The 5,413-nt window shown below is 52.2% G+C and carries 2 tRNA genes and 3 rRNA genes; all 5 read right to left on the reverse strand.

The features are described 5' to 3' along the window. Positions 1-41 precede the first annotated feature (41 nt). The 5 genes from rrf to AC1931_RS15310 all read right to left on the reverse strand — a co-directional run bounded on the left by rrf (position 42) and on the right by AC1931_RS15310 (position 5,271). A 5S ribosomal RNA gene (gene rrf, locus AC1931_RS15290) occupies positions 42-158 on the reverse strand. A 121-nt stretch (positions 159-279) separates the two neighbouring features. Next, positions 280-3,236, reverse strand: a 23S ribosomal RNA gene (locus tag AC1931_RS15295). Between the two features lie 150 nt (positions 3,237-3,386). Further along, positions 3,387-3,462 (reverse strand) — tRNA-Ala (locus AC1931_RS15300). Between the two features lie 9 nt (positions 3,463-3,471). Continuing rightward, positions 3,472-3,548, reverse strand: a tRNA-Ile gene (locus tag AC1931_RS15305). 191 nt (positions 3,549-3,739) lie between these two features. Further along, positions 3,740-5,271, reverse strand: a 16S ribosomal RNA gene (locus tag AC1931_RS15310). Together the 16S, 23S and 5S rRNA genes with 2 tRNA genes alongside form the textbook arrangement of a ribosomal RNA operon. Positions 5,272-5,413: the final 142 nt, after the last annotated feature.

The raw sequence follows: 5,413 nt of genomic DNA on the forward strand, positions 1-5,413 counted from the left end.
AAAAAAGCCCTCCAGTAACTGGAGGGCTTTTTGGGGTATAATTTCGGCGGCGACCTACTTTCCCACATCGTTTCCAATGCAGTATCATCGGCGCGGTAGGACTTAACTTCTGTGTTCGGGATGGGAACAGGTGTGACCCCTACGCTATAGCCACCGAAAACCGTAAAACCTGATTTTCAAATCGCTTATGACTGATGTGATTGCGAATAACGTTCGTAACATCTTATTTTAAGGGGGTCAGGGGAGGCGAACCTCCCCTTTCCCTATAAAAAACTAGTTATGGTCAAGCCTCACGGTCAATTAGTACCGGTAAGCTGAACACATTGCTGTGCGTACACACCCGGCCTATCAACGTTGTCGTCTCCAACGGACCTTCAGGGGGGACTAACCCCAGGGAGATCTCGTCTTGAGGTTGGCTTCCCGCTTAGATGCTTTCAGCGGTTATCCTTTCCGAACGTAGCTACCCTGCCATGCCACTGGCGTGACAACAGGAACACTAGTGGTTCGTCCATTCCGGTCCTCTCGTACTAGGAACAGATCCTCTCAAATCTCCTACGCCCACGGCAGATAGGGACCAAACTGTCTCACGACGTTTTAAACCCAGCTCGCGTACCACTTTAATTGGCGAACAGCCAAACCCTTGGGACCGACTTCAGCCCCAGGATGTGATGAGCCGACATCGAGGTGCCAAACCTCCCCGTCGATGTGAACTCTTGGGGGAGATAAGCCTGTTATCCCCGGAGTACCTTTTATCCGTTGAGCGATGGCCCTTCCATACAGAACCACCGGATCACTAAGACCTGCTTTCGCACCTGCTCGACCTGTATGTCTCGCAGTCAAGCTCCCTTATGCCTTTGCACTCTACGGCTGGTTTCCAATCAGCCTGAGGGAACCTTCGCGCGCCTCCGTTACAATTTGGGAGGCGACCGCCCCAGTCAAACTACCCACCAGGCAGTGTCCCCGACCCGGATCACGGGCCTAGGTTAGATATCCAGAAGAACAAGGGTGGTATTTCAAGGGCGACTCCACCGACACTAGCGTGCCAGCTTCAAAGTCTCCCACCTATCCTACACATGCTGTCCCGAATATCACTGCCAAGCTATAGTAAAGGTTCACGGGGTCTTTCCGTCTTGCCGCGGGTAGACGGCATCTTCACCGCCAATTCAATTTCGCTGAGTCCCTGGTTGAGACAGTGCGGAAGTCGTTACGCCATTCGTGCAGGTCGGAACTTACCCGACAAGGAATTTCGCTACCTTAGGACCGTTATAGTTACGGCCGCCGTTTACCGGGGCTTCGGTTCAATGCTTCGCTTGCGCTAACACATCCCCTTAACCTTCCGGCACCGGGCAGGCGTCACACCCTATACGTCCTCTTACGAGTTTGCAGAGTGCTGTGTTTTTAGTAAACAGTCGCTACCGCCATTTCTCTGCGACCCCCTTCGGCTCGGGGAGCAAGTCCCTTCACCTAACGGAGGCACACCTTCTCCCGAAGTTACGGTGTCATTTTGCCGAGTTCCTTAACCAGAGTTATCTCAATCACCTTAGCATATTCTGCTCGCCCACCTGAGTCGGTTTTCGGTACGGTCTCTAATAACCTGAAGCTTAGAGGCTTTTCTTGGAAGCATGGGATCAACCACTTTGTGAGCTTAAAGCTCTCGTCATCGCGCCTCGACGTTTCAATAGGAAAGCGGATTTGCCTGCCTTCCCCGCCTACACGCTTAAACCGGGACGTCCAACACCCGGATGGCCTACCCTTCTCCGTCACCCCATCGCAGCTACCAGAGGTACAGGAATATTAACCTGTTTCCCATCGACTACGGCTTTCGCCCTCGCCTTAGGGGCCGACTAACCCTTCGCAGATTACCTTTACAAAGGAAACCTTGGGCTTACGGTGTGCGGGTTTCTCACCCGCATTTTCGCTACTCATGTCAGCATAAGCTCTTGTAGTTCCTCCAGCGCTCCTTACGGTACACCTTCAGCGGTTGCTACAATGCTCCCCTACCACTTAATCTCTAGGATTAAATCCGCAGCTTCGGTACTGTGCTTGAGCCCCGTTACATTTTCGGCGCAGGCTCACTCGACCAGTGAGCTATTACGCTTTCTTTAAAGGATGGCTGCTTCTAAGCCAACCTCCTGGTTGTTTATGCATTCCCACAACCTTTCCCACTTAGCACAGATTTAGGGACCTTAGCTGGCGATCTGGGTTGTTTCCCTTTCGACGACGGACCTTATCACCCGCCGTCTGACTCCCGTATAGACGTTCCCGGTATTCGGAGTTTGATTAGGTTTGGTACCCTGGTGAGGGCCCTAGCCCATTCAGTGCTCTACCTCCGGGACGATTCGTACGAGGCTATACCTAAATATATTTCGGGGAGAACCAGCTATCTCCGAGTTTGATTAGCCTTTCACTCCTATCCACAGGTCATCCCCTCAGTTTTCAACCTAAGTGGGTTCGGGCCTCCACGACGTGTTACCGACGCTTCACCCTGCCCATGGATAGATCACTCGGTTTCGGGTCTACTCCCAGCAACTAAAATCGCCCTATTCAGACTCGCTTTCGCTACGGCTCCACCTAACGGCTTAACCTCGCTGCTGAGCGTAACTCGCTGACTCATTATGCAAAAGGCACGCGGTCACCCTGTCCGAAGACATAGGGCTCCCACTGCTTGTAGGCATACGGTTTCAGGGTCTATTTCACTCTGCTCATCGCAGTTCTTTTCACCTTTCCCTCACGGTACTATGCACTATCGGTCATCGGGGAGTATTTAGCCTTGGAAGATGGTCCTCCCAGCTTCCCACAAGATTTCTCGTGTCTCGTGGTACTCGGGGACACCCTAGGGTGGATCAAGGTTTCGCATACGGGGCTATCACCCTCTACGACGGCACTTTCCAGAGCCTTCTGCTACCCATCACCAATCCCATGTCGGGGCCCCACAACCCCAAAGCAACCGTAGTCGCTCTGGTTTGGGCTAATCCGCGTTCGCTCGCCGCTACTGACGGAATCTCAATTGATTTCTTCTCCTGCAGGTACTTAGATGTTTCAGTTCCCTGCGTTCGCCTCATGCACCTATGAATTCAGTGCATGATGACAGGGTATCATCCCTGCCGGGTTTCCCCATTCGGACATCTCCGGATCAAAGCCTGTTTAGCGGCTCCCCGAAGCTTTTCGCAGCTTACCACGTCCTTCATCGCCTCCCGATACCAAGGCATCCACCGTACGCCCTTATTAGCTTGACCATATCTAGTCTCTTACTAATAATTTGTTACGTCTTGCCTTTACGTTATCGCTCGCCTGCTGCTTTCTCATCACAAAAAAACAACAGTCTTTTCTAAATCTATCAGTCATATGCAATTGTCAAAGAACAAATAAATCAATCAACGAATTTCTGGTGGAGGTGAACGGGATCGAACCGATGACCTCCTGCTTGCAAGGCAGGCGCTCTCCCAACTGAGCTACACCCCCGAAGATATCTGGTGGGCCAGGGAGGACTTGAACCTCCGACCTCACGATTATCAGTCGTGTGCTCTAGCCAGCTGAGCTACTAGCCCACATCCACACATAAATTCGCCGCAACTTCACAACGCCATCAACTGCGCTGAAAAGTCACTTTTATTTGTTGTCAAAGAACACAAAACCTCCCATCAAGAGAGGCCAGGCCTTTCAAAACTAAATAGCAGACTTAAGAACTTGTAAGAATTAAGCTCTGACCTTTGCATTGCTGCAAAGACAGGCTCCTTAGAAAGGAGGTGATCCATCCGCACCTTCCGGTACGGATACCTTGTTACGACTTCACCCCAGTTACCGGCCATACCATAAACGGCTGCTCCCCTTGCGGGTTAGCCCACCGGTTTCCGGTACAACAGACTCCCGTGGTGTGACGGGCGGTGTGTACAAGGCCCGGGAACGTATTCACCGCGTCATGCTGATACGCGATTACTAGCGATTCCAACTTCATGGAGTCGAGTTGCAGACTCCAATCCGAACTGAGACCGGCTTTATGGGATTAGCTCCACCTCGCGGTCTTGCTGCCCTTTGTACCGGCCATTGTAGCACGTGTGTAGCCCTGGATATAAGGGCCATGAGGACTTGACGTCATCCCCACCTTCCTCCGGTTTAACACCGGCAGTCTCCCTAGAGTGCCCAACTTAATGGTGGCAACTAAGGATAAGGGTTGCGCTCGTTGCGGGACTTAACCCAACATCTCACGACACGAGCTGACGACAGCCATGCAGCACCTGTCACCGATCCAGCCGAACTGACCTAACTGTTTCCAGAAAGTACGATCGGGATGTCAAACCCAGGTAAGGTTCTTCGCGTTGCGTCGAATTAAACCACATGCTCCACCGCTTGTGCGGGCCCCCGTCAATTCCTTTGAGTTTTAGCCTTGCGGCCGTACTCCCCAGGCGGGGTACTTAATGCGTTAGCTGCGGCACTGCAGGAGTGGTTACCCGCAACACCTAGTACCCATCGTTTACGGCGTGGACTACCAGGGTATCTAATCCTGTTTGCTACCCACGCTTTCGCATCTGAGCGTCAGTATTGGTCCAGAAAGCCGCCTTCGCCACTGGTGTTCCTCCGAATATCTACGGATTTCACTCCTACACTCGGAATTCCACTTTCCTCTCCCATACTCAAGTCTGCCAGTATCCAACGCACTTCCGGGGTTGAGCCCCGGGATTTCACATCAGACTAAACAGACCGCCTACATGCTCTTTACGCCCAATAATTCCGAACAACGCTTGCACCCTCCGTATTACCGCGGCTGCTGGCACGGAGTTAGCCGGTGCTTCCTTTGAGGGTACCGTCAGCTCTCTTGCGAGTATTTCTTCCCCTCTGACAGAAGTTTACGACCCAAAGGCCTTCATCCTTCACGCGGCGTTGCTGCGTCAGGCTTTCGCCCATTGCGCAAAATTCCCCACTGCTGCCTCCCGTAGGAGTCTGGACCGTGTCTCAGTTCCAGTGTGGCTGATCATCCTCTCAGACCAGCTATCCATCGCAGCCTTGGTAGGCCATTACCCCACCAACTAGCTAATGGACCGCGGACCCATCCCAAGGCAATAAATCTTTTCTCACTTTATCCGAAGATAGCGTGAGCTTATCCGGTATTAGCACCTCTTTCGAAGTGTTATCCCTGACCTTGGGGTAGGTTATCCACGTGTTACTCACCCGTGCGCCACTCTACTCAGGACCGAAGTCCCTTTCGCGTTCGACTTGCATGTGTTAGGCACGCCGCCAGCGTTCGTTCTGAGCCAGGATCAAACTCTCCAATTATATTTCTTGAAGTTTTGTATCCTTTGTTTGTTCAATTAACTTGAACCCTTACAAGCTCTGTCAAACATCTGCTATTTAGTTTTCAAAGACCCGGTTTTGCCCCGCCGAAACGAAGCGACAAGCAAGGACTCTAACCAAACCA

This window comes from Pelovirga sp. C15f (genome assembly GCF_057178085.1).